This is a genomic window from Bartonella sp. AD328YNZD, from assembly GCF_042196425.1.
Genome location: NZ_JBHIQG010000507.1, coordinates 1 through 1,320, shown reverse-complemented (window position 1 = coordinate 1,320; position 1,320 = coordinate 1). Strand labels below are relative to the sequence as shown.

Here is a 1,320-nt window from a genome sequence, read left to right as displayed (position 1 = left end):
TAAATCTTTCATAAAACCTAAGAAGAAATGACCTTGCAAAAATCTCAAAAAAGAAGAATATAAAGCCTATGTAAGAGTATTGTGGAAGTTTTTTATTGCATACAATATAATCTCTTATAAAATATTCTTAAAGCAATAATCATTTGATATAATATAAGGATTTTAAATTATGGCTTTTATTGCCGACAAACTGTCTCGTATCAAACCTTCTGCAACAATTGCTGCTTCTCAAAAAGCCCGTCATTTAAAAGCATTAGGGCGAAATGTTATTGCTTTAAGTGCTGGAGAGCCAGACTTTGATACCCCAGACAACATCAAAAACGCGGCTATTGAAGCTATTCGAAGGGGAGAAACAAAATACCCTCCCATATCTGGAATTCCAGAATTGCGCCAAGCAATTTCTGCAAAATTTAAAAGAGAAAATAACCTTCTTTACCAACCAGAACAAATTATTGTTGGTACCGGTGGTAAACAAATTCTCTTTAATGCATTTATGGCAACTTTGAATAGAGGAGATGAAGTCATCATTCCATCTCCTTATTGGGTTAGTTATCCAGAAATGGTCACACTTAACGATGGTACGCCTGTCTTTTTAGAAACAAAAGCGGAATTTTCTTATAAACTCCAACCACAAGAGCTAGAAGCTGCCATTACCCCAAAAACCAAATGGTTTATCTTTAACTCTCCTTCAAATCCATCAGGTGCCGCTTATACATATAATGAACTGAAAAAACTCACCGATGTTTTAGTAAAATATCCTCATGTATATATTCTCACTGACGATATATATGAACATCTCACGTATGAGGGTTTTACCTTTGTTACTCCAGCTCAAGTAGAACCAGCGCTTTATGATCGCACACTCACAATGAATGGTGTTTCTAAAGCTTATGCGATGACGGGCTGGAGAATCGGTTATGCAGGCGGACCACAAGAACTCATTAAAGCTATGGATACCATTCAAGGCCAGCAAACATCTGGCACGAGTGTTATTTCACAATGGGCTGCAGTTGAAGCTCTCAATGGACCACAAGACTTTATCACTAAAAATAAAAGTATTTTTCAAGCACGCCGTGATCTCGTTGTTTCCATGTTAAACCAAGCTCCTGGCATTCACTGTCCAACACCCGAAGGTGCTTTTTATGTTTATCCTTCTTGCAAAGGACTTATTGGTAAGAAAACACCTAACGGTCAATGTATTATGAATGATGAAGACTTTGTCATAGCGCTTCTAGAAACAGAGGCTGTTGCTGTCGTCCAAGGGTCTGCTTTTGGACTTGGATTAACTTTTCGTATTTCTTATGCAACATCAGAAAAACT

The 1,320-nt window shown here is 37.3% G+C and carries 1 protein-coding gene; it reads left to right on the top strand.

The window, feature by feature from the left end:
• Positions 1-169 precede the first annotated feature (169 nt).
• Positions 170-1,320: pyridoxal phosphate-dependent aminotransferase (locus ACFIO3_RS13250; RefSeq protein WP_375704610.1), on the top strand; the 1,151-nt coding region annotated here is incomplete at its 3' end.